The sequence below is a fragment of the Rhodobacteraceae bacterium Araon29 genome (assembly GCA_039640505.1).
Taxonomy (GTDB): domain Bacteria; phylum Pseudomonadota; class Alphaproteobacteria; order Rhodobacterales; family Rhodobacteraceae; genus CABZJG01.
This window is the reverse complement of the sequence record CP046865.1, coordinates 522,558-548,139: the sequence shown is the minus strand read 5'-3', so window position 1 is coordinate 548,139 and position 25,582 is coordinate 522,558. Positions and strand designations below refer to the sequence as shown.

25 protein-coding genes are annotated in these 25,582 nt (G+C 54.3%); 9 read left to right on the top strand and 16 right to left on the bottom strand.

Annotation, left to right across the window (positions count from 1 at the left end; all coding sequences use genetic code 11):
* Positions 1-22: 22 nt before the first annotated feature.
* Genes GN278_02465 through GN278_02450 form a run of 4 tightly spaced genes read right to left on the bottom strand, consistent with a single transcriptional unit; the run spans position 23 to position 4,055 of the window.
* Positions 23-775, bottom strand: a complete 753-nt coding sequence (locus tag GN278_02465) for an SDR family NAD(P)-dependent oxidoreductase (GenBank protein XAT62511.1) — start codon at positions 773-775, stop codon at positions 23-25.
* Complete coding sequence (locus GN278_02460; GenBank protein XAT62510.1) at positions 775-1,956, bottom strand: sugar:cation symporter; 1,182 nt, start codon at positions 1,954-1,956, stop codon at positions 775-777. Before GN278_02460 ends, GN278_02465 begins: the two co-directional genes overlap by 1 nt.
* 51 nt (positions 1,957-2,007) lie before the next feature.
* Positions 2,008-2,760, bottom strand: a complete 753-nt coding sequence (locus GN278_02455) for a DUF1365 family protein (protein ID XAT59780.1) — start codon at positions 2,758-2,760, stop codon at positions 2,008-2,010.
* Positions 2,757-4,055: an FAD-dependent oxidoreductase gene (locus tag GN278_02450; GenBank protein XAT59779.1), complete on the bottom strand. Its 1,299-nt coding sequence runs from the start codon at positions 4,053-4,055 to the stop codon at positions 2,757-2,759. Before GN278_02450 ends, GN278_02455 begins: the two co-directional genes overlap by 4 nt.
* 105 nt (positions 4,056-4,160) lie before the next feature.
* On the opposite strand from GN278_02450, the gene GN278_02445 reads away from it, so the two are divergent.
* Both GN278_02445 and GN278_02440 read left to right on the top strand, forming a co-directional pair.
* Positions 4,161-4,820: a sigma-70 family RNA polymerase sigma factor gene (locus tag GN278_02445; protein ID XAT59778.1), complete on the top strand. Its 660-nt coding sequence runs from the start codon at positions 4,161-4,163 to the stop codon at positions 4,818-4,820.
* A 7-nt stretch (positions 4,821-4,827) separates the two neighbouring features.
* Entirely contained in the window at positions 4,828-5,496 is a 669-nt protein-coding gene (locus GN278_02440; protein XAT59777.1) for a transcriptional regulator, read from the top strand.
* Here GN278_02440 and GN278_02435 read toward each other — a convergent pair.
* A complete protein-coding gene (locus GN278_02435) occupies positions 5,485-6,264 on the bottom strand; it encodes a 3'(2'),5'-bisphosphate nucleotidase CysQ (protein ID XAT59776.1) in 780 nt (259 codons plus the stop codon). The two genes, GN278_02440 and GN278_02435, sit on opposite strands and share 12 nt — an antisense overlap.
* The gene (locus GN278_02430) at positions 6,251-7,606 is read right to left on the bottom strand and encodes a TldD/PmbA family protein (protein XAT59775.1); all 1,356 of its coding nucleotides are present in this window, start codon (positions 7,604-7,606) and stop codon (positions 6,251-6,253) included. The genes GN278_02435 and GN278_02430 overlap by 14 nt, the downstream gene beginning before the upstream one ends.
* Before the next feature lie 132 nt (positions 7,607-7,738).
* Between GN278_02430 and GN278_02425 the strand changes: the two genes are divergently transcribed.
* On the top strand, positions 7,739-8,491 hold the full coding sequence (locus GN278_02425) for an SDR family oxidoreductase (protein ID XAT59774.1): 753 nt from the start codon (positions 7,739-7,741) through the stop codon (positions 8,489-8,491).
* A gap of 31 nt (positions 8,492-8,522) precedes the next feature.
* On the opposite strand, the gene GN278_02420 is transcribed toward GN278_02425, so the two are convergent.
* The gene (locus GN278_02420) at positions 8,523-10,037 is read right to left on the bottom strand and encodes a hypothetical protein (GenBank protein ID XAT59773.1); all 1,515 of its coding nucleotides are present in this window, start codon (positions 10,035-10,037) and stop codon (positions 8,523-8,525) included.
* A gap of 153 nt (positions 10,038-10,190) precedes the next feature.
* Between GN278_02420 and GN278_02415 the strand changes: the two genes are divergently transcribed.
* Both GN278_02415 and GN278_02410 read left to right on the top strand, forming a co-directional pair.
* Entirely contained in the window at positions 10,191-10,943 is a 753-nt protein-coding gene (locus GN278_02415; GenBank protein ID XAT59772.1) for an SDR family NAD(P)-dependent oxidoreductase, read from the top strand.
* Positions 10,940-11,563, top strand: a complete 624-nt coding sequence (locus tag GN278_02410; GenBank protein ID XAT59771.1) for an enoyl-CoA hydratase/isomerase family protein — start codon at positions 10,940-10,942, stop codon at positions 11,561-11,563. The genes GN278_02415 and GN278_02410 overlap by 4 nt, the downstream gene beginning before the upstream one ends.
* Before the next feature lie 22 nt (positions 11,564-11,585).
* Here the strand turns inward: GN278_02410 and GN278_02405 are convergent, their stop codons facing one another.
* Entirely contained in the window at positions 11,586-13,061 is a 1,476-nt protein-coding gene (locus GN278_02405) for a hypothetical protein (GenBank protein ID XAT59770.1), read from the bottom strand.
* A gap of 262 nt (positions 13,062-13,323) precedes the next feature.
* Here GN278_02405 and GN278_02400 point away from each other — a divergent pair, with 262 nt between their 5' ends.
* A complete protein-coding gene (locus tag GN278_02400) occupies positions 13,324-14,508 on the top strand; it encodes a TIGR03862 family flavoprotein (GenBank protein ID XAT62509.1) in 1,185 nt (394 codons plus the stop codon).
* A gap of 28 nt (positions 14,509-14,536) precedes the next feature.
* Here GN278_02400 and GN278_02395 read toward each other — a convergent pair whose 3' ends face one another.
* Positions 14,537-15,124, bottom strand: a complete 588-nt coding sequence (locus tag GN278_02395; GenBank protein XAT59769.1) for a glutathione S-transferase — start codon at positions 15,122-15,124, stop codon at positions 14,537-14,539.
* 332 nt (positions 15,125-15,456) lie between these two features.
* Between GN278_02395 and GN278_02390 the strand changes: the two genes are divergently transcribed.
* The gene (locus GN278_02390) at positions 15,457-15,918 is read left to right on the top strand and encodes a L,D-transpeptidase family protein (GenBank protein XAT62508.1); all 462 of its coding nucleotides are present in this window, start codon (positions 15,457-15,459) and stop codon (positions 15,916-15,918) included.
* Here GN278_02390 and GN278_02385 read toward each other — a convergent pair.
* Positions 15,905-16,411: a CAP domain-containing protein gene (locus tag GN278_02385; protein XAT62507.1), complete on the bottom strand. Its 507-nt coding sequence runs from the start codon at positions 16,409-16,411 to the stop codon at positions 15,905-15,907. The genes GN278_02390 and GN278_02385 overlap by 14 nt on opposite strands.
* Before the next feature lie 208 nt (positions 16,412-16,619).
* Between GN278_02385 and GN278_02380 the strand changes: the two genes are divergently transcribed.
* Entirely contained in the window at positions 16,620-17,207 is a 588-nt protein-coding gene (locus tag GN278_02380) for a L,D-transpeptidase family protein (protein ID XAT59768.1), read from the top strand.
* A gap of 131 nt (positions 17,208-17,338) precedes the next feature.
* Complete coding sequence (locus GN278_02375; protein ID XAT59767.1) at positions 17,339-17,521, top strand: hypothetical protein; 183 nt, start codon at positions 17,339-17,341, stop codon at positions 17,519-17,521.
* 54 nt (positions 17,522-17,575) lie between these two features.
* On the opposite strand, the gene GN278_02370 is transcribed toward GN278_02375, so the two are convergent.
* The 6 genes from GN278_02370 to GN278_02345 form a co-directional block, all read right to left on the bottom strand.
* Positions 17,576-19,984, bottom strand: a complete 2,409-nt coding sequence (locus GN278_02370; protein XAT62506.1) for an FAD-dependent oxidoreductase — start codon at positions 19,982-19,984, stop codon at positions 17,576-17,578.
* Positions 19,985-20,107: 123 nt separating this feature from the next.
* On the bottom strand, positions 20,108-21,148 hold the full coding sequence (locus GN278_02365; protein ID XAT59766.1) for an L-threonine 3-dehydrogenase: 1,041 nt from the start codon (positions 21,146-21,148) through the stop codon (positions 20,108-20,110).
* Positions 21,145-22,341 carry a glycine C-acetyltransferase gene (locus GN278_02360; protein XAT59765.1) on the bottom strand — a complete coding sequence of 399 codons (1,197 nt, stop codon included), beginning with the start codon at positions 22,339-22,341 and terminating at the stop codon, positions 21,145-21,147. The genes GN278_02365 and GN278_02360 overlap by 4 nt, the downstream gene beginning before the upstream one ends.
* A gap of 129 nt (positions 22,342-22,470) precedes the next feature.
* The gene (locus tag GN278_02355; GenBank protein XAT59764.1) at positions 22,471-23,640 is read right to left on the bottom strand and encodes an oxidoreductase; all 1,170 of its coding nucleotides are present in this window, start codon (positions 23,638-23,640) and stop codon (positions 22,471-22,473) included.
* 15 nt (positions 23,641-23,655) lie between these two features.
* Positions 23,656-24,465: a 5-deoxy-glucuronate isomerase gene (iolB, locus tag GN278_02350; protein ID XAT59763.1), complete on the bottom strand. Its 810-nt coding sequence runs from the start codon at positions 24,463-24,465 to the stop codon at positions 23,656-23,658.
* Positions 24,462-25,544, bottom strand: coding sequence for a gfo/Idh/MocA family oxidoreductase (locus GN278_02345; GenBank protein XAT62505.1), 1,083 nt, complete (start codon positions 25,542-25,544; stop codon positions 24,462-24,464). The genes iolB and GN278_02345 overlap by 4 nt, the downstream gene beginning before the upstream one ends.
* Positions 25,545-25,582 lie beyond the last annotated feature (38 nt).

Below are 25,582 nucleotides of genomic sequence, written 5' to 3'. Positions count from 1 at the left end.
GACCAATGCGCCATATTGGGCGTCAACGGGGTTTAACGAAAGAGCTCCAGACTTTGTAATGTATCGCGCTTGGCATGAACTGGAGCGCTCGAATGAACAGTGTGAAAATTGTTTTTGGATAGGTGTAAGAAAATCCTTTTTTGGACATGAATTTTAACATTTCACGTGCAGCAAATTCCGGCGTCATTGCGTCAGTTAGCTTGAAGCTGTTGCGGGCTGATGCCTTTGTTTCAATAAACCCAGGATTTATCAATTGCAGCTTGATATTTGTATGCTGCAAATCGATTTTCATGCATTCCGCCAATGTCATCAGCCCTGCCTTAGATGCCGTATAGCCAATAGACGACGGCAGGCCGCGCACGCCGGCAATCGTACCTGTGATGACAATATGGCCACTATTGGCCTTTGTGAATTGCGCGACAACAGGGCCTAATACCCGGCAGGCCCCAAGGAAATTTACATTCGCCATTTCCGCGCATTTGTCATTATCCCAGTTCTGGGCTGACACCGGCCAGTACGCGGCCGCCAAAAAAACAATCCCGTCAATTTTTCCCAGTGCCGACACTGCTTTGTCGACACTTTCCTGTGATCCCACATCACAAGGCAACACAGTTGCCTTATTGGCAAGTCCTTGTGCGACTGCCGCGAGCTTTTCCCCATTTCTTGCAGAGAGAATAAGTTCGGCTCCCTGAGCACTCATTTCTTTGGCCAAAGATGCCCCCAGCCCTTCGCTTGCGCCCACCAGCCAATAGCGTTTTCCAGCCCAGTTCTTCATCATGTTTCATCCCCAAGCTGCAACCGCAACAGCACCCAAATGGCACCTAGTTTCAAAATACAGGGCACAGCGGCATAGCCCATCGACAAAGCAAGTAGCCCGCTTTGGGTGTTTGTCATCCCCGGTTGATACCCAAATCGCTCAAGCGCAGGCAAGACAATGATTGCGGCCAAAGCCAAAGAGAGTTTTGAGGCGAAATTCCAAAACCCAAACCCAACCGCCGCCTGAGCTTTGGTCACCGCAAGCCGCTTGGCAAAAACAGCAGGCAAAATCGACAGGTCCGCCCCCAGTGTTGCCCCACTAGCGATGCAAATCAACATAAAGGCATTGACCTGACCCGATTGCAGGAAAAATGCATAGAAAAAGCTGACAATCGCGGCAATCATCGCCACCAGCAAAACTGGCCTTGGCCCAAACCTACCGGCCAGAAAGGTCCAGAGCGGCGCCGATATAGCCGCCGAGATAAAAAAGAGGATCAACAACAGTCCGGCCATATCCGGCGCTTGCAGCCGACTTTCAACAAAGAATAAAAACAGCGTTGAGCTGACCGCCACCGGCGCCGTGTTCAGCACCGCAAGGATCAAAAGCTGACGCACCACCGGGTCTGCTAGGGCCGTAGAAAAGCCGCCGCCGCTACGTATTTCTTGCGCGGTGGGCGACCAGTGCTTTGACATAACAAAGCCGGCAATTATGGCCAGTCCGGCAAAGCCCACCGCAAAAGCCGCAAACGGCCGGTCCGTCATGGCGAACAGCAAACTCGGTGCCATCGCAGCACAGCACACCCCCAAAAGACTACCGGTTTCGCGCCAGCGTGCCAAAGCAAGCTGACGCTCAGCGCCAAAGCTGGTGACGCCCTGTGCATATAGCCGGATGGTTAGAAAGCTAAATCCGCTAAAGACACACAGCAGCGTGAGCGAAAACCACAGCACCGGTGCAATGGGCGGAGTGATGGCAAACAGCCCCACCATGCCCAATGCCATAACCGCAATGGCCGCCCAAACCGGCCGTGCGCGGGCCGCACTGGTTTTTTCAGCAAGTGTTCCAAGCAGCGGGTCTTGGACAAAATCCAAAAGCCGTAGAACAAAAAGCGCCGCCCCAAGTGCCCCAAGGCTCACACCGTACTGGTCGACAAAAAACTTCGGCGCATGGATATAGATCGGAAGCCCCGCTGCACCGAGCATTATGGCAAAGATAGCGTAGGGCAGCCGCGCATTAGGCTGCTGGGGCTGCACTTAAGAAACCTCAGCTTTGGGCGGCTCGGGTCGGGCGCGGTATTTGGCCCCTTTCCACCAGAGCTTTAGCGCCTGCCAGTGGATCAGTCCAAGCACCCGGCGCGATCCGAACGGCCGGCGCAATAGCGCGGCAAGTATGGTGCGGTTGCGCAAAGGTTTATAATTGCCAATCAAATTGGCCATCACCCCACCATGGGGCATTTGCAGATCAATCCAGATACCCACCTTTTGATCGCGAAAATCAAAGCGGAACTCATAGGTTCCCGCGATGGGTTGAAACGGCGAGACATGGAAAATTTTTGTCGCTGTAAGCCGGTCGGTCGGTGCGATCGGTCGTAGATCAGGGTGGTTGCATAGATATGAATGGCGGTCGCCAAATGTATTTGACACTTCGGCAATGACCGCACACAGCGCATCTTGCCGATCATAACAAAGCCAAAAGCTGACCGGATTGAACACATGGCCAAAAATCCGAGGCTGCGCCAAGAGCAACACTTTACCATCTAATGAAATGTTACGATCATCCAGTACATCGCGCACCCATGCCATGCCACGGCCGTTTTTCGGCGCGCCGCCATGATCGCGGTCGTAAAGACTAAACAGCCAGCCCCGGTTGCGGCCAAACAGCATTGGGGCTTTTTGCGCCTGATCCAAGTCAAGCATTAGATAATCGACCGTGTAGCGAAATGAATTGTCCAAATCGCCCTTGCGGCCATGCCAGGTGGTGCCGCAAATGTGCGACACCTCGCTCATTCGGCCGCCACCCGCAGCGCGGTTTGCTCTTCTATTGCGGTTGCGACGTCCAAAGCACTTGAAAGCCCATCTTCGTGAAAACCGTTTTTCATCCAAGCGCCGCAGAACCACGTGTGGTTTTTGCCGTTCTGTGCTGCAATATTCTGTTGCGCCTGCAGTGCCGCAAGATCATAGACCGGATGGCGAAACGTTGCCTGATCGTAAATCAGCTCTTGTTTAATTGTCCGAGTGGTATTGAGCGTGACAAAATGCGGATCATCTTTGGGGATAGGCTGTAGGGAGTTCATCCAATAGGTTAGATCAATCCGATCTGATGTTTTATCCGCCGCTTCGCTGTAAACCCAACTTGACCAGCACTGTTTGTTATGTGGCATCACACTGGGATCAGCGTGAAGGATCATTTCGTTTGGTTGGTATTGAACGGCAGACAACTGTTCGTGCTCGAAGTCTGTTGCATCCTCAAGAAGCCGCAAGCTGTCGTCTGAATGGGTTGCAAAAACAACCTCATCATAAAAGGCGGGTGGTGCTTCAGCGGTTTGGACCGATACGCCGACCGGATTACGGCTAACGCCCTTCACTGCCGTTTTTAGGCGTATATCAACCCCACGCCGCTCAAGTGCCGCTTGCAACCGACGGACATATTCGACCGATCCACCGCTAACGGTGTACCATTGGTGCTGACCTGTATGGCTAAGCAAAGCGTGGTTTTCGAAAAAGTTCATCATTGCATAGGCTGGAAAGTCGAGAATTTGTTCCACCGGCGTTGACCAAATGGCCCCAGAGAGCGGCAACAGGTAATAATCCCGAAACCAATCGCCGGTGCCCAATTTCACCAAAAGATCACGCACAGTCATTGATGTATCCCTTGACGCTTTTAGGCCGCGCGCGTTGAAACGCAAAATATCGGCAATCATGCGCAGAAATTTTGGATTTAGCAGATTTTTTTTCTGTGCAAACATGGCTCCGAAATTGGCCAGCGCATACTCTATCTTTCCGCCCTGCAAGGATGCACCAAAACTCATATTGCTTTCACAAACCGGCACATCCAATGTTTCGAACAGACGGGTGAGGTTTGGATAGTTTGCGTAGTTGAAAACGATGAACCCCGTGTCCACAGGTTGGTCACCATTACGCCCTGCTATTTTTGTCCGTGCATGGCCACCGAGGGTGGCGCCGCTCTCATAAAGTGTCACGTTATGATGTTGCGCTAGGGCAAAGGCTGCGCCCATTCCTGATATCCCTGCACCTATGATAGCAATATTGCGGGTGCTGGGCGGGTGGGCGGATATGTTCATCTATTTCTCCAGTCCTTTTAGTAGTTTACGCAATGCACCAAGGATTGGATGAAAACAAATAAAATAATTTTTGATCTGATTTGAAAATCGCGGCGTAATAACAGTATGACTACTTTAAATGTATATGACGCGACTTTATTGCAGTCGCCTTTGTCGACGGAGCATGTTAAAGCTGCCGCGAAGGGTGCGGTTAGGCAAAAGGCGCGTCAATTGCAAAAAACTAAAGGTGACCGTTCGGTATTAGAGTGGTCAAGAGATCTCGAGCTGATCAAAACAAACAAAAGCGAAGCCGCTTTTGCCCGTTTGTTTTATCATTTCGCTCCACGGGTCAAAGCTTTCTTAATAAAATCCGGAGCTGATGTAGGGCTGGCCGAAGAGTGCGCTCAAGAGGTCATGGTGACCGTTTGGCGCAAATCCCACCTGTTTGATCCAACCCGCGCAAGCGCGGCGACCTGGATTTTCACCATCGCGCGGAACAAGAAAATTGACGCGCTACGAAAACAGCTCCGCCCGACTCCAGATGATTTGGGTTGGGGCCCCGAGCATGAGCCGGACCAAGAAGAAATGGTCGGCCTTCAACAGGAATCTGAGAAACTGGGACAGGCGATTGCAGAGCTCCCCGAAAAACAACGTGTTCTCGTTGAGCGCGCCTATTTCAAAGAAATGTCCCATAACGAAATCGCCGAAGCTACGGGCTTACCCCTTGGCACGATCAAATCGCGCATTAGATTAGCGCTTGAGCGGCTTCGGCATGCAATGAATTGATGATGAGATGACAGTGCGTACTATACAACACCACCTAACGGATAGCCTCTTGATGGCATATTCCTCAGGCAATCTACCAGAAGCCTTAAGTTTGGCTGTGGCAACACACATTTCCATGTGCGACAAATGCCGAGCGGCATTGGAAAGTTTTGACGCCGTAGGCGGAGCCCTTTTAGAGGACAGCTCACAGGCATCAGTAGAAGCGGATGCTTTGTCCAGAACATTGTCGATGATCCGTTCTGACCCACAAGCTACTGAACCGCAGCAAGCTGATCAGCAGCCACTGGACAAAACCCGTGAAATTCCTGCACCACTGGCCGACTATATTGGCGACCGGTTTGAGGATATCACCTGGAAATCTATTGGAATGGGCGTCAAACAGTCCATCCTTGAGACTTCTGATGATGCCACGGCGCGTTTGCTTTACATTCCGCCCGGAACAGCTGTACCGGATCATAGTCATAGCGGAACAGAGCTGACTTTGGTATTGCAAGGTGCGTTTGCAGATGAGGATGACTACTTTGCGGCCGGTGATATCGAAGTTGCCGATGGGGATGTGGAACATGCACCCGTGGCCGCTGATGGTGAGCCGTGCATCTGTTTGGCAGTGACCGAAGCGCCGTTAAAATTTAGCAAATTTTTCCACAAAGCTGTGCAGCCGTTTTTAAATATTTAACCGGCTGAAAATCTCGTCATGCACTGTCTGCGTTGCGGCAACGATCCCTTTGGTCATGGCTGAGGCACCATTAAACTTTAGCCGCGCGTCCCTGCAGTCACTGACCACCGCGCCGGCTTCTGCTGCGATTAACGCGCCGGCGCAAATATCCCATTCCCACGTGTCGCGAAACGTAATCATGCCATCAAATGATCCTTCGGCCACCAGGGCCATGCGATACGCCAGCGAAGGCCGGTGATGCCGCCGAAACCTTGGCACTTTGCCGCCGGACCACTGCGACGGCTCAAGCGCAGGTCTGGCTGCCAAAATATCAGCCGTTGCCAGTTCCCGACCCTTGCGCACTTCTATCTTTTCGCCATTTAGCGTCGCTCCGCCGCCCAAAGTGGCCGTGTACATCCGCTTCAAGATTGGCAGGTAAATCACCGCTGCGGTCACCTGTCCATTTTGAACAGTGGCAAACGAATGGGCCCAGCTGGGCTCACCAGCGATAAAGCTGCGGGTTCCATCAATGGGATCGAGTATGAAACAGGCCGGTTTTAGCAACCTCTTGGGATCATCTTCGGTTTCTTCCGACAGCCAGCCATAATCGGGCCGCGCTGCTTTCAATCGCGCCTCCAGCATGGCGTTGACTGCAAGATCGGCTTCGGTCACTGGCCCCGCGCCCCCGGATTTTTCCCACATATCCGCGCGGCCATTGGCCAGCGGCACCGCAATTTGCGCGGCCTCTTCTGCAACCGAGATCAGCAGCTCTAGATCAGGCACCGGCAATGGTCATCCCTTCGACCAGCAGCGAGGGGACAACTCGGCTTAGATAACCGCGCGCATCATTGGCCGGCGTCAGGCTGCGCAGCATGTCGCGCAGATTACCGGCAATTGTGCATTCACTTACCGGATGGCTAATGGTGCCGTTTTCAACCCATAAACCCGATGCACCACGCGAATAATCGCCAGTTGTCGGATTGATTGTTGACCCGATGAGGGATGTCACCAAAAGGCCTGTTCCCATGTCCTTAATCAACGCTTCGCGGGTTTGATGCCCGGAGCTGAGCTCGATATTCCATGAACTCGGGCTGGGCGGTGCGGAAATACCGCGAGCGGCATTTGCAGTTGATTGAAGCCCCAAACGCCGTGCCGAGGCCAAATCAAGCGTCCATCCGGTCAAAACGCCCTGATCCACAATCGCACGGCGGTGCGTGGCCAGACCTTCGCCGTCAAACAGCCGCGAGCCGCCGACACGGGCGCGATGCGGGTCTTCGATAATGGAAAGACCGACAGGCAGCACTTGCGTATTCAAGCCATCGCGCAACCAAGACGATCCGCGCGCAATCGAAGCGCCATTGACCGCCGCCAGAAGATGGCCAACAAGCGATGAAGAAACGCGCTCATCAAACAAAACTGGAAAACGGCCCGTGGCGGGTTTGCGTGGCCCAAGACGGGCCATTGTCCGGGTTGCAGCAGTTTTCCCGATATCCTCTGGATGGCGCACATCGCTTTGGAAAATCCGCGAGTCGCCGTCGTAATCACGCTCCATATCAGTGCCGGTCCCTGCGATACTAACACAAGACAGCGACCGCCATGAGCGGCAGTATCCACCAGAAAATCCATTGCTTGACTGCATCCAAATCTGACTGCGACCATAGCCTGCCGAGGCCGCCTCGATCTGCGTAATACCCTCAACCGATTGCGCGGCGTCTTCTGCCGCCAGGGCATCGTTCTGCAATGCCGCCGCCTCTGGCTCAACCGTTGGATCATGTAGCTCAAGTGCTGTGTGGTCGGTATCTTTGGCCAGCTGTTCGGGGCCTGCCAGACCGCAATAAGCGTCTTCTGGCGCCGCTTTGGCCATAGCAACTGCGCGCTCTGCCATTGTCGACAGCGTTTCCGCGCGCAAATCAGAGCCGGAAACGATCGCTTGGCGGTGGTCAAGCAAGACCCTAAGACCAATTTCCGTGGCTTCTGAACGCTCGGCCTGTTCCAATCCGCCCTTGCGCACATCAATACCTATTGCACTGCCGGAAACGGCAATTGCGTCTGCTGCCTCGGCCCCCGCTTGGCGCGCTGCTGCCAGCATTTGTTCGGTTAGCTCAATCAGCAATGAAGTCTCTTCAGTCATGAAATCCTCTTTGGGTGGTTCACAAGAGGTAGTCAACCAAACCCGCCAAGGCAAGCCAGCATTGGCATTAAGGGGCGGTTTTGTTTAAGGAAAAGACAGCGGATCAATCATCCACAAGAAATTGAAAGGCTTCTGATGCAGAAAATAGCGCTCATTACCGGTGCCGCCCGAGGGATTGGACTGGCTACCGCAGAAATATTTCAGGCCAACGGATACCATGTGGCGATCCTGGACCGCGATGCAGAAGCGTTAAGCGCTGCAGCCGCGCAATTGCCCCAGGCCGAGCCTATGCTGTTTGATCTTGCCGTGCCGGAAACCGCCACGCAGGTGGCCGCGCAGATAAAGGAAAAATTCGGCGCGCTGGCGGCTTTGGTCAACAATGCAGGCGTGGCTGATTTCGGACCGATTGAAGAGTGTGATCCCGCAATGTGGCGCAAAGTGATGGACACCAATTTGGACGGGATGTTTTACCTCACGCAAGCGCTGACACCACAGCTAAAGGCCGGCGCCGGTAGCGTGGTCAATATTGCCTCGATTTCTGGACTGCGGGCGTCGACCTTGCGGGTGGCGTACGGCACATCCAAAGCTGCGGTGATGCAGCTGAGCAAACAGCAGGCGGTCGAGCTTGGCGAATATGGCATCCGGGTCAACTGTGTGGCGCCCGGCCCGGTGCGCACCAAACTGGCAATGGCGGTTCATACGCAGGAAATCATCGACGCCTACCATGATGCCATCCCGCTAAACCGATATGGACAAGAGCATGAAATTGGCGAAGTTATTTATTTTCTCTGCTCGCAAAAAGCATCTTTTGTCACCGGTCAGGTGATTGCCGTGGATGGCGGATTTGAGGCCACTGGGGTGGGATTGCCAGCGCTAAGGAACTAGCCCTTTTGGTCAGGCTAAAGCCGCCAAAAAGCTAGCGGAACCTTTGCTGATTGACATATACCCCGCCTTCGGCATCAATTTCCACCTCGGTTTCAAACTTATCTCTGCCCACGGGAAGCGCAAACATCCCCATGAACATCCGCGCGCCCATTACCTGCTCACCGGCAATAAGACCCATCTGGGACAGGGTATCAAGCAGAGCGTTCGCGCCGCTTAGGGTCGCCGTGGCCTTGCCCTGCGGCGCTGGAAATCCGTCAAAGGTACTCAGGTTTTCGTTATTGATATCAAAGGCGCCTTGGACCGACAGCTCGGCGCCAAGTGCGCTGACATCAATCGCGTTCAGAGTGATCTGGGAAACTTCGCCAGGCACTTCCATGCTATCAAGTGATGCTTCCAGCTGATCAGGATCCAGATAATCCAACAAAAGTTTGACCATGCCGCCAACATCAATGCGCAAGCTGACTGGATCACGTGGCAGTTGCCCAATTGGGTCAAACATTGCCCAAAGACCGTCTGCCACCGCCAAGTCATTTATTTCAAAGCGGAGGCCAAAGCCCTGATCTTCGCTGTGCGGCAGAACGGGCATGGTAAGCCCATACACAAAAGATCCCAGCTCGCCGTTAATAGGCACTGGAAAAACACTTGCAAAGGCTTCGAAATTAACCCCGCTGACATCCATGAGCACCAACAGACCGTCTTTGGATATCGAGGTATTACTACTGGCCCCGGTTGAACTTGTTGAGCCCGAAAAATCACCATCAGGCGTGCGAACCATAATTTTGGTCTCTCCGGATTGATAGCTGATCACGCTCGAACTATTAAGACCCGCCTTCAATGCCTTGCTCAACTGTTGAACCGAGACGTTTTCAGGCGTCTGGCCGCTATTGGCAAAGCGAAGCTGGTGAATTTTGCTCACCCAACTGGCGTTGAAATCCTCGCCTTGGGGCGCCAACATGCCCGACACCTCAAGATCTTCTATATTGCTGCGTCCAATCATTTCGCGCAGGCTAGAAATAAATGTTGTTGCGGTGCTCGAGACCTGAGTTGCAATCATTGAAAATTGCACCTGATCGGGCCCAATGCGCTTGCCTTCGCCGATCAAAGATTGCAATCTAAGCGCCATTTGGTCCGCGCTGTAATCATAGGTGATCTGGCTGCTGTCTCCCGAGGCAAGCCCCCGCATATTTGACATTTCCAATAGAGCAGAGATCGATGTCACTTGGCTATAATTATCCCTGAACTCCATGGTTATTGGAATTTGTTGGGGCAGATTGATCGACACACTGCCATCACCGTTCTCAACAAAGGCCACTTGCCCGATATCCATTTCAAGGCGCATTCCAATATCGCGGTCTTGATAGAGCACTAGAAAGTCATCTAGGGCGACTTGACCGGCCGAGCGATCTTGTATCACGGAAACGTCGCTACCGCTTGACTTGATCCCTTCAAGAAAATCTTCCCACACCTGAACCGCGCTGACATCTGCCAACACAGATGAGCCAGCGCTTATAAAACATGCCACTGCAGCAAAAGACCTAAACGTCATACCCTACACCCCATTTTATCAGGTTAATTGAAAACCAATATGGATAACTTGCGGCGTGTATGCACCAAGGTCAAGGGGCTCAGCAACAGCGCTGCATGGACGCGGCGATAAATAGCCGTTAAACCAATTTCTGAACAATTGGGAGTTTTTGAAATGACCGATCTGACGGGTCAAACCGCTCTTATCACGGGTGCCAGCCGGGGTATCGGGGCCGAAACCGCGCGGGCCTTTGCCGCCGCAGGGGCCACGCTTTGCCTGATTGCGCGCAGCGCGGACGAGCTGAAGGCAGTTGCCGCCGAACTTGGCACCCAAACACTGGTAAAAACCTGTGATATTTCTGACTATACATCCGTGAGCGCGGCAGTGGACGCCACGATTAAAACCTTTGGCCAGCTGGATATTGTCATAAACAATGCTGGCGCAATCGAACCCATATCGCATTTAAGCAGCGTTGATCCAGACGGATGGGACAAGGTGATCGACGTCAATCTGAAAGGTGTTTTCTATGCCATGCGCGCGGCGCTTCCGCATATGCTGGGCCGCGGCAGTGGCACCATCATCACGGTAAGCTCGGGCGCAGCGCATAATCCGGTTGAAGCCTGGAGCCATTATTGCGCCTCAAAAGCCGGCGCCGCGATGTTGACAGAATGTCTGCATCTGGAAAACGGCGCCAGCGGCATTCGTGCCATGGGGATGTCGCCGGGTACTGTGGCCACCCAGATGCAGCGCGATATAAAGGCCAGCGGGATCAATCCAGTAAGCCAGCTCAATTGGTCCGATCATATCCCTGCGGACTGGCCCGCCAAAGCGCTGCTATGGATGTGCAGCGCTGCGGCCGACGGCTATCTGGGCCGCGAAATATCCCTGCGCGACGACGACATTCGCAAAGCCGTGGGCCTTATATGATTGATCTAGACATCTCGGGCGGGGTTTGGACGCTTACTTTGAACCGCGCTGATAAAGCCAATGCGCTCAGCTTTGAGATGCTTGAGCGGATTGCTGAAATTGCCGGCGAAGCCAAAGAAGCACGGGCTGTGATCATCACCGGCGCAGGCACAGTTTTTAGCGCAGGCGCCGATCTAAACGCAGTCAAAGCGGGGCTCGCCACATCCGATGTCTGGGAACGGGCGTCGGGCGCGATTGCGGCTTTGCCCGGTCTGACCATCGCGGCGCTCAATGGCACTTTGGCCGGCGGCGCATTTGGTATGGCGCTGGCCTGTGATATCCGCCTTGCAGTGCCGGGGGCAAAATTCTTTTATCCGGTGATGAAGCTCGGCTATCTACCGCAGCCGAGCGATCCGGCCCGTATGGCCGCCCTTATCGGGCCGGCGCGGACAAAAATGCTGCTGATGGCTGGTCAGAAAATCACGGCGGATGAAGCGCTAAACTATGGCCTTATTGACCGCATCTGCCCACCAGATGCGCTGATCAGCACCGCGCAAGCGCTGTGCGGGGACATCTGCGCCGCACCGCCGGGCCATGGCGCCGCGATCAAAACCATGTTCAACGGGCCTGCTTTGAATTGAACGGATCAATTGCGCACTTAGACTATTTTAGGCGAAACTGGTTGCGCAGGCCGAGGCCGAGGAAAAACAAAAGGATAAATCCAAGGATGGTTTCAAGGCCGGTAAAGGCAATCAGCCAGTTGGAGTCCCCTGACCATTTCATATCAAACCGTTTATGAAAGCCAAAAAAGACAAAAATATTGGCAAAGGACAGGCCGGCGGCCTTGGCAAGGGCTGTTGTTTTTGTTGCAAGGGTTTCAACCTGCTCTTGGGATAGAAAATAAGGCGTGTAAACAAGCGTCCAAAGCAACCAAAGCCAAATCAGGCCACCCAAAGGTCGACCATAGCTATAGCCATAATCCGACAGCTTTCCATAAAGCCAAAGGGGTAGCTTTTTAACCCCGCCAGCCATGGCCAATTTACAGCCCATTTCACGGCGAAAGAAAAAATGTGCGTCATCCGGCAGCCCCTGCGCGGTCATATTATGACGCAGATGGGCACAGCTAGCGGCAGCGTTTTCCAACTTGCCGCTCCCTCGCAGATATTCGGCAATTTTGGGCCAGTGGTTTGCTTTTGCGGTCAAGGTGGTTTTGCTATGTAAATTTGTGCCTTTAAGAACAGGGTAGCGATTTGTAAAGTGCACCTCCTCAAAATTTGCAGGCTGGGCAAAACTGGCGTCTGTGAAACAGGATATTCCGTAAAATTGAGCACCGTGAAAATAACTATTGGCTTCAAAACGGCTATTTTGTAAATTGACCAACCGGTCAAATACTACACCTCTGAATTCTGTCTCTCCGATGAATTCAGTACTCCAGAACTCGGCATCACTCCGGAATTCAACCTTGAGGAAATTAGTCTTTCCCTTAAATTTGGCTTCGATGAAGTTAGCGTAGCCCTCAAATATCGCAAACGAGAATATAGCATCACCATTGAATACAACTTCTGAGAAGCTAACAGTCCCTTGAGAATGAGTGCCAAAATGGGTACCATAGAAATTAACCTCCTCGGTAAATTCGGCGTCCTTGAAATCAGCATTACTCTTGAACCTGACAGAAGTGAAACAGGCCTTAGCCATGAAATTGGCACTATAGAAATAGGCCTCATTCGTGAATTTGGCACTACAAAAATAGGCCTCATTCGTGAAGTGGACATCACTGAAATCGGCATTCTTAAGAAAGAGAAAGCCCCCAAAACCAACAGTTTGTTCAAAATCTGTGTCTTTAAAATCAATGTCGTTGTTATGACTCGGGATGGGTCCACCGGGCAATCGTTTGGCAAAAGCGTCATTCACCGTTTTTTGTAAATCCTTTGTCCAGTCTGGGATTATAAGCCCTTGATAGGTCTTTTGAAGGTCGTCTTTTTCATCCTTGGACAGCCCCTGACAGGCCCAAGCATTCCATACATCTCGGTTTTGTCGATGGAGAGAAAGGTCAATTTCATCGGTGTTTTCCCCATAGATCGTGGCCATAATATAAAAGGGGTTTTTACTGGCGCTTCGTTTCGTTTTGATCTGACTCATCTAAAATAGCCTATGCGATTAAATCTTTTGCCCTGTCTGTCGGGGCGGTATGCATTTGGTCAAAATAACGCTTGTCTTGCCAAATCTTAGGTTGAAAGTCATAGCAATACCACAGTTTTTGCGCGAACCCCCATTGCCGCGCCACAAAGGGCCGCGCGGAATATAAACGCGCGGCTTTCCTTTGGCGGCGCAGAGTTATAGGTGTGGCCCATTCGCGCCGCGCCGATGGGCGTGTGTGCAGCAACCAAAGGGATTAGAACGGATGGTCAAACAGGCGCTTGTGATCGGCGGCGGCCCAGCGGGGTTGATGGCCGCCGAGCAACTGCTCGCCGCAGGGCTTGGGGTGACCATCGCCGAGGCCAAGCCATCCTTTGGCCGCAAGTTCCTGATGGCGGGAAAATCCGGTTTGAACCTGACCAAAGATGAACCGTTCGGTGATTTCGGCGCGCAGTTCTACGAGGCCGCGCCACTGCTAACGCCCATGCTAAAGCAATTTGGCCCGCAGCAGATGATGGCATGGGCCAATGCGCTGGGGGCCGAGGTGTTTACCGGCTCCTCAGGGCGCGTCTTTCCCAAGGCGATGAAAGCCTCGCCCCTGCTGCGCGCTTGGCTCGGCCGGTTGGCGCAAGGCGGGGCAGAATTCAAAACCCGCTGGCGCTGGACCGGCTGGCAAGAGGACGGCTATGGGTTCGACACGCCCGAAGGCCGCGTGGTGCAGCCTGCTGATGTTTGCATTTTAGCATTGGGCGGGGCGAGTTGGGCGCGGCTGGGATCAGATGGGGCATGGGCCAGCATATTAGCGGAAAAAGGCGTGTCCTTGGCGCCGTTTTTACCCGCCAATGCCGCCCTAAACATAGATTGGTCACCGCATATGCAGCCGCATTTTGGCGCGGCGTTAAAATCCATAGCGTTTTTAACCCCTAAGGGCGCAGTGCGCGGCGAAGCGATTATCAGCCGCGCAGGGCTAGAAGGCAGCGGGATTTACAGCCTAAGCCGCGCTGTGCGGGGCGGCGCTAAGATCAAGATTGACCTGCTGCCAGACTGGAGCATTCAAAAGGTGGCGCAGGCCCTCAGCCAGCCACGCGCCAAGGCCAGTTTAAGTAATTTTCTCCGCAAACGCTTAAAGCTTGGCCCGCCCAAGCGTGCTTTGCTGCATGAGCTCTGCGCCCAGCTGCCGCAGAGCCCCAAAGCGCTTGCCGAAGTGATCAAGGCGCTGCCGCTGCGCCACCAAGGGCTGGCCCCCATGGATGGCGCGATCTCAACCGCGGGGGGCGTCAGGTGGCAAGACCTTAGCCCCGACATGATGCTAAACGCTTGCCCGGGGGTGTTTTGCGCCGGTGAAATGCTAGATTGGGAAGCCCCGACAGGCGGGTATTTAATCACTGCCTCGATGGCCACAGGCGCTTGGGCCGGTACAAAGGCGGCGCAATATGCGCAGCGCAGCTAAAACCCCGCCCCTTTGCCCAGCCGCAAAGCTATCGCTGCGCCCAGACCTTTTGATAAGCAGGACGCGCACGCATTTGCGCCACATAGGTTTGAAATTTGACATTGTCGCTCGGAAAGCGGGCGCCTTCAGCCCATTGGGCGCAATTGGTCAGAATAAGATCGGGTAGGGTTATTTTCTCTCCCATTAGAAACGGTCCCTTCATCTGATCCATCAAGCGGGTCAGATTACGTTCAAATTCCCATTTCAGGCTCGGCTTGATCTCAGGCACGCGGTGCTCTTCGGGCAGAACGAAAGAATGCCGCGCTGCAGTCCATAAAACCGCATCAATTTCATCTAGAATCTGATGCAGAAAAGCGTCTTGCTGCGCCCGCTCTATGGTGCCCGTGGGAAAACACAAACCGCCATGCTTATCGCCCAGATAGGTCAGGATCGCCGTCGAGTCGCAGATCGGCGTATCCCCATCTAAAAGCACTGGCACTTTGCCAGAGGGGTTATACTTGAGCACCGCTTCACTGCGCGGTTTAACATTGAGGTTGGTATATTCAACTCCGAGCTCTTCGAGCATCCAAACCACGCGGAACGCCCGCGTTGTTAAACTGCCGATCACTGTATACATGCGTTTCTCCTGTGCTTCGCGCATTGAAAAAACATACGCAGCTGAAAATCCAGCAATAGTTGCATTGACGTTGCGTGAGAGTGGCCCAATTGAGATATTCCAACGGGTTCTTCTTTACGCAGATGTTTGGGCGTTAAAACATGCCTTGCCACCAACCGCCTCGGATAGATGGGCTACCCTAAAGCACACATTATCTCAAAAGGCCCAATAAAAATTCATTTTGATACTTTTTTTATAAGAATTTTCAATTTATACGGAGGAAAACGAGCAGGCTATAAACCTTGAAAAAACTGATTTTAATTGTCTTTCCGCTCGTGCTCCTTGCCGGATGCATGCAGCCCTTGGACATTCGGACTTCTAGTCAATCTGAAAGCGAAATAAGCCTGCCTATCACCAGTGTTGTCGTGCGAAAATCAGACCGCAAGCTCTATTTGATGAATGGCCAAAACGTGGTGCGCAGCTATCGGATTGGGCTAGGGTTTTCACCCAATGGGCATAAAACAGCCAAAGGTGACGGCAAAACACCCGAAGGCACCTATCGGATAGATCGTAAGAATCCACAAAGTAAATTTCACCTGTCCCTAGGTATCTCTTATCCCAATGCCGCCGATCGGGCGCATTCAAAATCTTTAGGCGTAGATCCGGGCGGAGATATTTTCATTCACGGCGAAGATACCAAACCGCATTTTTGGAAACGCAATTGGACTCAAGGATGCATTTCGCTGAAAAATGAGCAGATCGAAGAAGTCTATGCACTGGTCCGCATCGGCACGCCGGTGCTTATTCAACCATAACCGCTTCTTGGTTTAGCCCAGGGCCGCCTGTCACCAAGGTCCACCAAATTTTACCGGTCGATTCCTGATACCAAGAAAATCCAATTTCGCGGGCCATGGGGTCCAAAAGCACATTTCGCGTGTTGGGCTTTTTCATCCATGCAGCAATGGTTTCCAACTCGGTTTCAAAAGTTTCCGAGATGGCTTCGCCAATCAACTGTTGCGCATAGCCGACCCGTTCCACCCGATCCAGCGGTGAAGACCCGTCTGATCCAAAATGCCACGGGCGATTTTGAAGCGACATATCGCGCGAATGGGTGGCCGCAGCCGCGGTAAGTTTGGCGTTCAGGCTAACGCTTGAATGTCCTGCAGATTTGCGCAGCGCATTGACCGCATCAAGCACCCGGAACTGAACAGTCGCACTATCCTGATTGGCCAAATTGTATAGTTTGGGCAGAGGTTTGCCATCAGGCCCCAATTGCTGAAGCTCTGGCGTACAGGCCGACAAAGCCAAAACACTCCCTAAAATAAGAAAGATATATCGCACGCTACGTACCCCGAGTATAATTTCGGGTTGTGCTTACAATGACAGACGTGTCCAATCAAACCCAGAATCGCACTTTTTGCCGTGGTAACGCGAGTTTGAATTGAGACTGCGACTTTCTCGCCATATTATGCTCGGTGAATCACATGGTTTTGTGAGAATTTAGGAGAATGACACTATGCGCCTGACGCGCCGAACTTTTTTAGCCAGTTCTGCAGCCGCAATATCGAGCCCGCTGCACGCACAAGAAGATGTCAACGAAGCGTCTACCACCGAAATTGAAAGCGATGTTTCAAGAACGGTGCGGCATAATATTTCAAGTTTTCGAGCGCTTGATTGGCGACCCTATTTTGAGAATTTAAACAAAGGTGCGATTTTGGTCGATATATCCTCGCGGGCACTGCATTTTTGGTCCAGCGATGAAAGCGTCTATAAGCTTTATCCCTCAAGCGTTCCGCTGAGTGAAGACCTCACCCGGCGCGGACGTACCCGGGTAACGCGCCTTGTAGAAGGCCCCAGCTGGCGGCCAACCCCCGCGATGCTAGAACGCAATCCGGAATGGCCAGAGTTTATTGAAGCGGGTCCGGATAACCCGCTTGGCTCGCATGCGCTTTATCTAAGCTGGCAGTATTTCCGCATCCATGGCACTCATGATACGCGCAAAATCGGGCGGCGTTCCTCAAACGGGTGTATCGGGCTTTATAACGAACATATCGCCGAGCTGTTCGCGATGGCCAAAGTTGGCACTCAGGTGTTGCTTATTTGACAACATAGGCAACTAATTCCCAAAGCGGTTTTCAGCGCTTTGGTTGTTGATTTATTATCCCCAGCAGCGCGGCGATTCGGCCAAGATCACCGCCGCGCCCCAACGGATCTTGTGCTACTTTTGAGGACCCCATGAAAAAAATCGCTCTTGCTCTTGCCTTTGCCGCTATCGCCAACACCGGGTTTGCCGGCGGCACTGCAGAACCTAGAATGGAACCTACTGTCATTGCACAGGAAACCGCGCAACCCAGCAATGGAAATTGGGTTTTTTCTGCCTTTTTGATTTTGCTGATCTTGGCAGCGATCCAGAAATAAATTTGAAGCTGCAACTCCTACAAAGCGCCCGCTGACAGAGGATATATGCGCGCATCACGCGCGCATATTCGCCCCATTCGCATCGTACAGCGGCGCGCCAAGCACTTCAGCATCATAAAACTGGCCCAGAATTTCCACCTGTAGCTTTGTGCCCGCTGCGGCGTGTTCGGCGTCAACATAGCCCATGGCCATCGACCGGCCCACATGATGCGCATAGCCGCCCGAACTGACATAGCCAACGGCCTTGCCGCCGTGCAAAATGGCTTCGTCATTGCTGACATCAATGCCGTCCACATCCACCACCAGCGTCACCAGCTTACGCGCAGCGCCAGCAGCGCGAACCTGTTCAGTGGCCGCCTTGCCAACAAACTCCTTGCGCCAGTTGATAAACCCATCCAGCCCGCTTTCAACCGCATTGAAATCGGGGCGATAATCCAGCGCCCATGCGCCCCAGCTTTTTTCAAGCCTGAGCGACATCAGGGCCCGCGCCCCGTACCAGCGATAGCCCAGGTCTGCGCCGGCCTCTTCGATGGCTTCGGCCAAGCGCAGCAGATATTGCGGCTTGCAGTAAATTTCATAGCCCAGCTCGCCGCTAAAGCTGATGCGGTTGATAAGCGCTGGCACGCCGCCAACGAAACCTTCCCGCAGGTCGCGAAACTTAAAGCCTTCGGCCGAGACATCGGCGCGGGTGATGCGCGCAAGCAGGGCGCGCGATTTTGGCCCGCTGAGCGCTATGCCGTGCCAGTCGTCCGAGACATTGGCATAGCGCACATCCGCAGGCAGGTCTTTTTCAAACCAGCGCCGATGTGCGTCCTGCATTGCGCCCGAGCCAAATAGCATAAAGCGGTCTTCGTCCAGACAGGCTACAGTTAAATCCCCGTAAAGCTTGCCTTTGGGGGTGAGCATCGGGGTCAGCGTCAAGCGCCCCGGCTTTGGGATATGCCCCGCCAAAATCCGGTCAAGATAGGCGCGCGCGCCGGCGCCCTGAAATTCATGTTTGGCAAAATTGGCAATTTCAATGCCGCCAACGGCTTCGCGTACGGCTTTGACCTCACGCGCCACATACTCATGGCTGCGGTTGCGCTCAAATGTGGGGTCTTCATGCGCATCGTTGGGGCCATCGGCAAACCACAGCGCATGCTCAAGCCCAAAGCTTTGATCCATCCGCGCGCCTTTGGCAACCAGCCGGTCATAAAGCGCCGTGGTTTTCTGCATCCGGCCTTTGGGCAGGGTTTCATTGGGAAAGGTCATCACAAAGCGGCGCTCATAGTTTTCAGTGGATTTGACACTACCCCAGTCGGGGGTGGCAAATTCACCGAAACGGGCCACATCCATGGCCCAGACATCAATCGACGGCTCGCCGTCTATCATCCATTCAGCCAGCGTGAGGCCAACTCCGCCGCCCTGACAAAAGCCGGCCATCACGCCCACAGCCACCCAGTAGTTGCGCATCCCGGGCACCGGCCCGATCATAGGATTGCCGTCCGGTCCAAAGGTAAAGGGGCCATTGATCGCATCTTTAATCCCCACCGTGCCCAGCGCCGGTATGCGTTCAAAGCCAAGCTCAAGCCGGTCGGCTATACGGTCAAGATCAGGCTGCAGCAGCTCATGGCCGAAATCCCACGGCGTGCCGTCCACTTTCCAAGGCGTGCCTTTGGGCTCATAGGTGCCCAGCAGCATACCTTGGCGTTCCTGACGGAAATAGATGTTGGCTTCATAATCAATGCCGCAGGGCAAACGGGTTGGATGATCGGCCACCATGTCAATTTTTTCGGTCAACAGATAATGGTGCTCCATCGGTTGCACCGGCAAGTTGATGCCTTGCATATGGCCCACTTCGCGCGCCCAAAGCCCGCCGCAATTGACGATATGTTCGGCATTGATCACCCCGCACGGCGTGGTCACATCCCAGCTGGCATCCAGGCGCTGCTGCGTGGCTGTCACCGGTGTGTGGGTGAAATACTGCGCTCCGTGCACCCGCGCCGATTTGGCAAAGGCATAGGTTGCCCCAGAAGGATCAAGATCACCGTCCTGATCATCCCAAAGCGCTGCATGATAGTGGCTCGGATCAATCAGAGGATGCCGCTCAGCCACTTCCTTGGGGCTGATAAACTCTTGATTAAGCCCCATATAACGCGCTTTAGAGCGTTCGCGTTTAAGGTAATCATACCATGTCTTATTGGAGGCAAGGTAAAATCCGCCAGTCATATGAAGACCCACCGAATGACCCGAGGTTTCTTCGATCTCTTTATAAAGATCAATGGTATAGCCCTGCAGGCGGCTGATGTTGGGATCACTTGAAATGGTATGGATCTGACCCGCAGCATGCCAACTTGAGCCGGATGTCAGCTCGTCCCGTTCCAGCAGAACCACGTCTTTCCAGCCAAACTTTGCCAGATGAAACAGGATCGAACAGCCAACAACGCCGCCGCCAATCACCACCACTTGAGCATGGCTCGGCAGTGGTTTCTGCGTGATGCTTTCTTGCTTTTGTATCTCTGGCATATTGCACAGCCCCCTGCGTTTTACTCACCAACAAATTTACCTACCCCGCCCAGCGCAAAGCTGTGCAAGGGGTAGTCCTATTCAATCGCCCCAGTCCATCACCACTTTGCCCGAATGCCCCGAAGTCATCGCCGCAAAGCCATCGCGGTAATCTTCAATCGAAATTCGGTGCGTAATCAAGCCTGAAATATCAAGCCCGCTTTGTACCAAGGCGATCATTTTATACCAGGTTTCAAACATCTCGCGCCCATAGATGCCCTTGATCTCAAGCATGTTGAAAATAACCGTATTCCAATCCACGGCAAATTCGGTCGGCGCAATCCCCAGCAAGGCCAGCTTGCCGCCATTGTTCATCCGCTCGATCATTTGCCGCATCGCAGGCGCAGCGCCGGACATTTCAAGCCCGACATCAAAGCCTTCGCTCATGCCGATATCGCCCATCACATCGCGGAGGGATGTTTTGCTCACATCGACCACATATTGCACCCCCATCTGCTTGGCCAGTTGTAGCCGGTAGGGGTTGATATCGGTGATCACCACTTTTCGCGCGCCCACTTTCTGCGCCACCAAAGCGCCCATGATGCCGATCGGTCCGGCGCCGGTGACCAGCACATCCTCGCCCACCAGATCAAAGCTAAGCGCGGTGTGCACCGCATTGCCCAAGGGATCGAATAGCGCCGCAATCTCATCGGGAATATCGTCCGGGATCGGCACCACATTATGTTCGGGCAGACAGACATATTCGGCAAATGATCCCGGCCGGTTGACGCCTATGCCTTCGGTATTGCGGCACAGCTGACCGCGCCCCGCGCGGCAGTTGCGGCAGACGCCGCAGACCACATGACCTTCGGCAGAAACGCGGGTGCCGATCTTGTATTTCTGCGCGCCGGGGCCACAATCCACGATCTGGCCGCAAAACTCATGTCCGACCACCATCGGCACCGGCACGGTTTTGGCCGACCATTCATCCCAGTTCCAGATATGCACATCGGTGCCGCAAATCGCTGATTTACGCACTTTGATCAGCACTTCATTGGGCCCCGGTTCGGGCACTGGCACCATTTGCAGCCAAAGGCCCTGTTCCGGGGCAGCTTTGACCAGCGCTTTCATTTCATTGCTCATGCGATGATCCCCAGTTTGCGGCCAACACGAGCAAAGGCGCCAATGGCGCGGTCCAGTTGATCGCGGCTCAGGCGCGCGTTCATCTGGGTGCGGATGCGGTCGGTGCCTTTGGGCACAACAGGAAAGGAAAAGGCGGTCACATAGACGCCTTCATCATGCAGACCGGCGGCCAGCTGCTGCGCCAGTTTGGGATCGCCAAGCATCACCGGAATAATCGCATGCTCGCCGGGCAAAAGCCGGTAGCCAAGCGCGGACATCTCAGCGCGGAAATAGGCCGCGTTTTGCCACAGCTGCGCGCGCAGATCTGCGCCGTTTTCAATCAGATCAAAAACTTCAAGCGAAGCTGCCGCAATCACTGGCGCAAGGCTGTTGGAAAACAGATAGGGCCGTGATCTTTGCCGCAGCCAATCCACCACTTCCGCGCGCGCAACCGTAAAACCGCCCGACGCCCCGCCCAGCGCTTTGCCCAGAGTGCTGGTGATAATATCAACCCGCTCCAGAACGCCAAAATGCTCTGCCGTGCCGCGCCCTGTGGGACCAAAGAAGCCTGTGGCGTGGCATTCGTCGATCATGACCATGGCATCATATTGCTTGGCCAGATCGCAAATCTGATCCAGTTTTGCCAGCGAGCCATCCATGGAAAACACCCCATCGGTGGCAATCAGCCGGTGGCGCGCACCCGCAGCCTTGCGCAAACAATCCTCAAGCGCGTCCATATCGCAATTGGCATAGCGCAGCCGCTGGCCTTTGCTAAGCCGGATACCATCAATAATACTGGCATGGTTAAGCGCATCGGAAATAATCGCATCCTCGGGCCCAAGCAGGGTTTCAAAAAGCCCTGCGTTGGCGTCAAAACAGCTGGGGTATAAAATGCAGTCCTCTTTGCCGAAAAATGCCGCAATACGCTGCTCAAGTGTTTTGTGATCGGCTTGGGTGCCGCAGATAAACCGCACGCTGGCCATGCCGAAGCCAGCACGGTCGAGCGCTTTATGGGCGGCAGCAATCACCGCCGGATCATCGGCCAGTCCCAGATAGTTATTGGCACAAAGGTTAATCACCTCCTGCCCATCCTGCAGTGTAATTTCCGCCCTCTGCGGCGAGGTAATCACACGCTCGGATTTATAAAGGCCTTCGGCTTTCAATCCCTCAAGCCGGTTATAAATATCTTCTTTGAATATGTCTGATGCCGTCATGACGTTCCCTTCATCAAAACCGCGCTATTTGGGCTGCGCTACACAAAGCATTAGCGCTTGGCCTGCGGCGCGGTCAATCTTTGGTTTAGGGGGGCCTTGCGGCCTGTTGGATGGCGTATAAGTAGCAGCCTAGAGCGTGACCCAAGCGCCTGAGGCATTGGATTCGACGGCAGCCTGAGTAAACTTCATCCCCTGAACGCCCTCGTCAAGCATGGGCGGCGCGATCAGCCCTTCGGGCAGCGGCGTGCCGCTGCGGCGGGCCGCAATAGCGGCGGCGCATTCAAGATAAAGATTGGCCCAAGCATCACTCAGCGCCTCGGGGTGGCCGCGCGGCATACGCACCAAGCGCTCAGCCTGCGGATATATCCCCGCGCCATAGCCGCGCGTGATCCGCTGTTCGGGCTGCCCGACCGCGCGGTATTGCAAAACCTCAGGCGTTTCCTGACACCACTCCACCGTGGCCTTGCTGCCGCAGACCCGAAGGCGAAAGCCGCACTGGCTGCCAGCCATGGCCTGACTGACCATCAACGTGCCTGGCACATCGCCGGCCATGCGCAGCTGCATAAAGGCAGTGTCTTCCATTGGCTTTGATGCGCCGGTGACATGAAAATCGGCCCTGAGGGCTTCGATTTTGCGGCCGCTGACAAAACAGGCTAGATGTTCGGCGTGGGTGCCGATATCGGCCACCGTAAAGCTGGGGCCCGAACGGGCACTGTCCAAGCGCCAAGCCATATTTTCATCCTCGCCGCTTAGGTCTATGGCCCAATCCTGAAAATATTCCACATGCACCTGACGCAACTCGCCCAGATCGCCGGCCTCGACCATCGCCTTGGCCTGCCGCACCATCGGATGGCTGGCATAGGCATAGGCCAGCCCAAAAAATACACCGGAACTCTGCTGCGCGGCTTGCAACTCGGCCACTTCGGATAGCGCGGCGGTCAGCGGTTTTTCACAGATGATATCAATGCCCTGCTCCATAAAGGCCAAGGCAACCGGCGCATGAAGATTATTGGGGGTGACAATCGCGACCGCATCAATGCCGTCATCGCGCTGTGCTTCGGCTGCGGCCATGGCGCGATAATCGCTATAGCAGCGCTCGGGCGCCAGCTGCCAGCGCGCAGCGCTGGTTTTGGCGCGCTCTGGATTTGAGGACAAAGCCCCCGCCACCACATCCCAGCGATCAGAAAGCCGCGCGCCATTGGCGTGCACTTCGCCAATTAGTCCAGTGCCGCCGCCCACAAGCCCAAGCCGCAATCGGCGCTGACCGGCAAAATAAGATCGAAGCGGTTCTACGGGCATCACACTCTCCTAAGATCAGCGCAGATCGCGCTGGTAAATCCAATCATGATCCGGATCATTGACAAACCGCCATTTGCGCAGCGGTCCGGCCATTACATTAAGGTAATACATCTCATAGCCATAGGGCGTACCGCACGGGTGATGGCCTTTGGGCACCAAAACCACATCGCCGTCTTTGACGGCCATGGTTTCATCCAAACTGCCATCTTCGGTATAGACCCTTTGCACCCCAAACCCCTGCGACGGGTTGAGCCGGTGGTAATAGGTTTCCTCAAGATAGGTGATATTGGGATAGTCATCCACGTCATGGCGATGCGAAGGATAAGACGACCAGTTGCCCTGCGGGGTAAACACCTCGGTCACCAACAGGCTGCTGGCCACATCACGGCCTTCCATGGCAATGTTATTAATATAACGCGTATTAGCGCCTTGGCCGCGCTGCATGCTTTCGATGCCCTCAGGGCCAAGCCGCGTCACCGGATAATCGCCGATATCGGGCGCAGCGCAGACCGCAAGAACGCAATCGGTGGTGGCCTGCGCCGACCAGTCGGTGCGGCCGGGTACATAAAGCGCATGGGGCGGGGTTTTTTCAAACACCGACATGCGCGCGCCCATTTCGCCAAAGCTCTGCCTGCCTGCGGTGATCTCTGCTTTGCCTTCCACCAGCACCAAAATCACTTCGGTTTCAGCAGTATGCTCGGCCACCTGATCGCCGGGTTTCAGACGGTAAAGGCCAAAGCCCACATAGGACCAACCGGCCGAGGCAGGCGTAATATCATAAAGCTTGCCATAATCCCCCTTTGGGGAGAGATGAAGATCGCTCATACCGCTGGCTCCGTGTTAATCCATTGCCTTTCAGCAGATGAGGTTTGTATTGCCTCAACGAGGCTTTGAATGCGCCACCCGGCGCGAAAATTAAAGGGCTCGGGCGCCTCACCGGCGATGGCTTTGGCAAAGCCGGCAATTTCAATCGCCTTCAGATCGTTAAAGCCGATCTGATGCCCCGGCGCGACACAGAACTCACCATAGGGGAAGTGATCCGGCCCGGCTTCGATCCGGCGAAACCCGCGCCGGCCTTTGGCATCCAAGGCGCTGAAAAAATGCAGCTCGTTAAAGCGCTCTTGGGAGAAATGCAGCGCTCCTTTTGAGCCATAGACCTCAAAGTCATGCTGCATGGTGCGGCCGCTTGCGCACCAGTTGGCCTCAATGCTGCCGCTGACACCACTGGCAAATTTCACGATGCTCTGGGTGGTATCATCCACAGTTATACCGCGCAGGTTTCCCGCGCTGTCGCGCCGCGTGGGGATCAGGGTCTGGCTATGGCCAAACACCGATGCAATCGGGCCAAGCAAAAACTCGGCCGTGGCCAGCGCATGGCTGCCAATATCCGCCAGCGCGCCGCCGCCTGCCGGATCATGACGAAAACTATAAGGCGCCTCGGGATCAGCCATGTAATCTTCTGCATGCACCCCGCGGTAGGAATAGATTTCACCAAGCTCGCCCTCGGCAATCATCTGCTGCGCCAGTGCCAGCATCGGGTTCATCAGGTAATTAAAACCCACCTGTGTTTTGACCCCTGCGGCTTCGGCAGCTTCGGTCATTTCCAGCGCATCCTTAGCCAAAGGCGCAAGCGGTTTTTCGCAATAGACATGCTTTCCGGCAGCAATCGCTGCCAGTGCCATTTCTTTGTGTAAAGCATTGGGCGCGGTGATATCCACCACCTCGATATCAGGATCATCAATCAGGTCACGCCAGTTTGCAGTGGCACGGGCAAATCCAAACGCCTGCCGCGCCGCTTCGGCCAGAGGCAAGTTTGCATCCGCCATCAAATCCATTTCAAAGCGGACTGGCAGGTCAAACACTTTTTCGGCGGTGGCAAAGCCATAGACATGCGCCTTGCCCATAAACCCCGATCCAATCAAACCTAATTTCACGCCCCTGC

Bases quoted from the DNA above. Each gene is read 5' to 3' on its own strand.
- GN278_02465 (XAT62511.1), bottom strand. From the start codon at position 775: ATGAAGAACTGGGCTGGAAAACGCTATTGGCTGGTGGGCGCAAGCGAA.
- GN278_02460 (XAT62510.1), bottom strand. From the start codon at position 1,956: ATGCTCGGTGCAGCGGGGCTTCCGATCTATATCCATGCGCCGAAGTTT.
- GN278_02455 (XAT59780.1), bottom strand. From the start codon at position 2,760: ATGAGCGAGGTGTCGCACATTTGCGGCACCACCTGGCATGGCCGCAAG.
- GN278_02450 (XAT59779.1), bottom strand. From the start codon at position 4,055: ATGAACATATCCGCCCACCCGCCCAGCACCCGCAATATTGCTATCATA.
- GN278_02445 (XAT59778.1), top strand. From the start codon at position 4,161: ATGACTACTTTAAATGTATATGACGCGACTTTATTGCAGTCGCCTTTG.
- GN278_02440 (XAT59777.1), top strand. From the start codon at position 4,828: ATGACAGTGCGTACTATACAACACCACCTAACGGATAGCCTCTTGATG.
- GN278_02430 (XAT59775.1), bottom strand. From the start codon at position 7,606: ATGACTGAAGAGACTTCATTGCTGATTGAGCTAACCGAACAAATGCTG.
- GN278_02420 (XAT59773.1), bottom strand. From the start codon at position 10,037: ATGACGTTTAGGTCTTTTGCTGCAGTGGCATGTTTTATAAGCGCTGGC.
- GN278_02415 (XAT59772.1), top strand. From the start codon at position 10,191: ATGACCGATCTGACGGGTCAAACCGCTCTTATCACGGGTGCCAGCCGG.
- GN278_02410 (XAT59771.1), top strand. From the start codon at position 10,940: ATGATTGATCTAGACATCTCGGGCGGGGTTTGGACGCTTACTTTGAAC.
- GN278_02405 (XAT59770.1), bottom strand. From the start codon at position 13,061: ATGAGTCAGATCAAAACGAAACGAAGCGCCAGTAAAAACCCCTTTTAT.
- GN278_02400 (XAT62509.1), top strand. From the start codon at position 13,324: ATGGTCAAACAGGCGCTTGTGATCGGCGGCGGCCCAGCGGGGTTGATG.
- GN278_02395 (XAT59769.1), bottom strand. From the start codon at position 15,124: ATGTATACAGTGATCGGCAGTTTAACAACGCGGGCGTTCCGCGTGGTT.
- GN278_02390 (XAT62508.1), top strand. From the start codon at position 15,457: ATGCAGCCCTTGGACATTCGGACTTCTAGTCAATCTGAAAGCGAAATA.
- GN278_02380 (XAT59768.1), top strand. From the start codon at position 16,620: ATGCGCCTGACGCGCCGAACTTTTTTAGCCAGTTCTGCAGCCGCAATA.
- GN278_02375 (XAT59767.1), top strand. From the start codon at position 17,339: ATGAAAAAAATCGCTCTTGCTCTTGCCTTTGCCGCTATCGCCAACACC.
- GN278_02365 (XAT59766.1), bottom strand. From the start codon at position 21,148: ATGAGCAATGAAATGAAAGCGCTGGTCAAAGCTGCCCCGGAACAGGGC.
- GN278_02360 (XAT59765.1), bottom strand. From the start codon at position 22,341: ATGACGGCATCAGACATATTCAAAGAAGATATTTATAACCGGCTTGAG.
- GN278_02355 (XAT59764.1), bottom strand. From the start codon at position 23,640: ATGCCCGTAGAACCGCTTCGATCTTATTTTGCCGGTCAGCGCCGATTG.
- iolB (XAT59763.1), bottom strand. From the start codon at position 24,465: ATGAGCGATCTTCATCTCTCCCCAAAGGGGGATTATGGCAAGCTTTAT.
- GN278_02345 (XAT62505.1), bottom strand. From the start codon at position 25,544: ATGGGCAAGGCGCATGTCTATGGCTTTGCCACCGCCGAAAAAGTGTTT.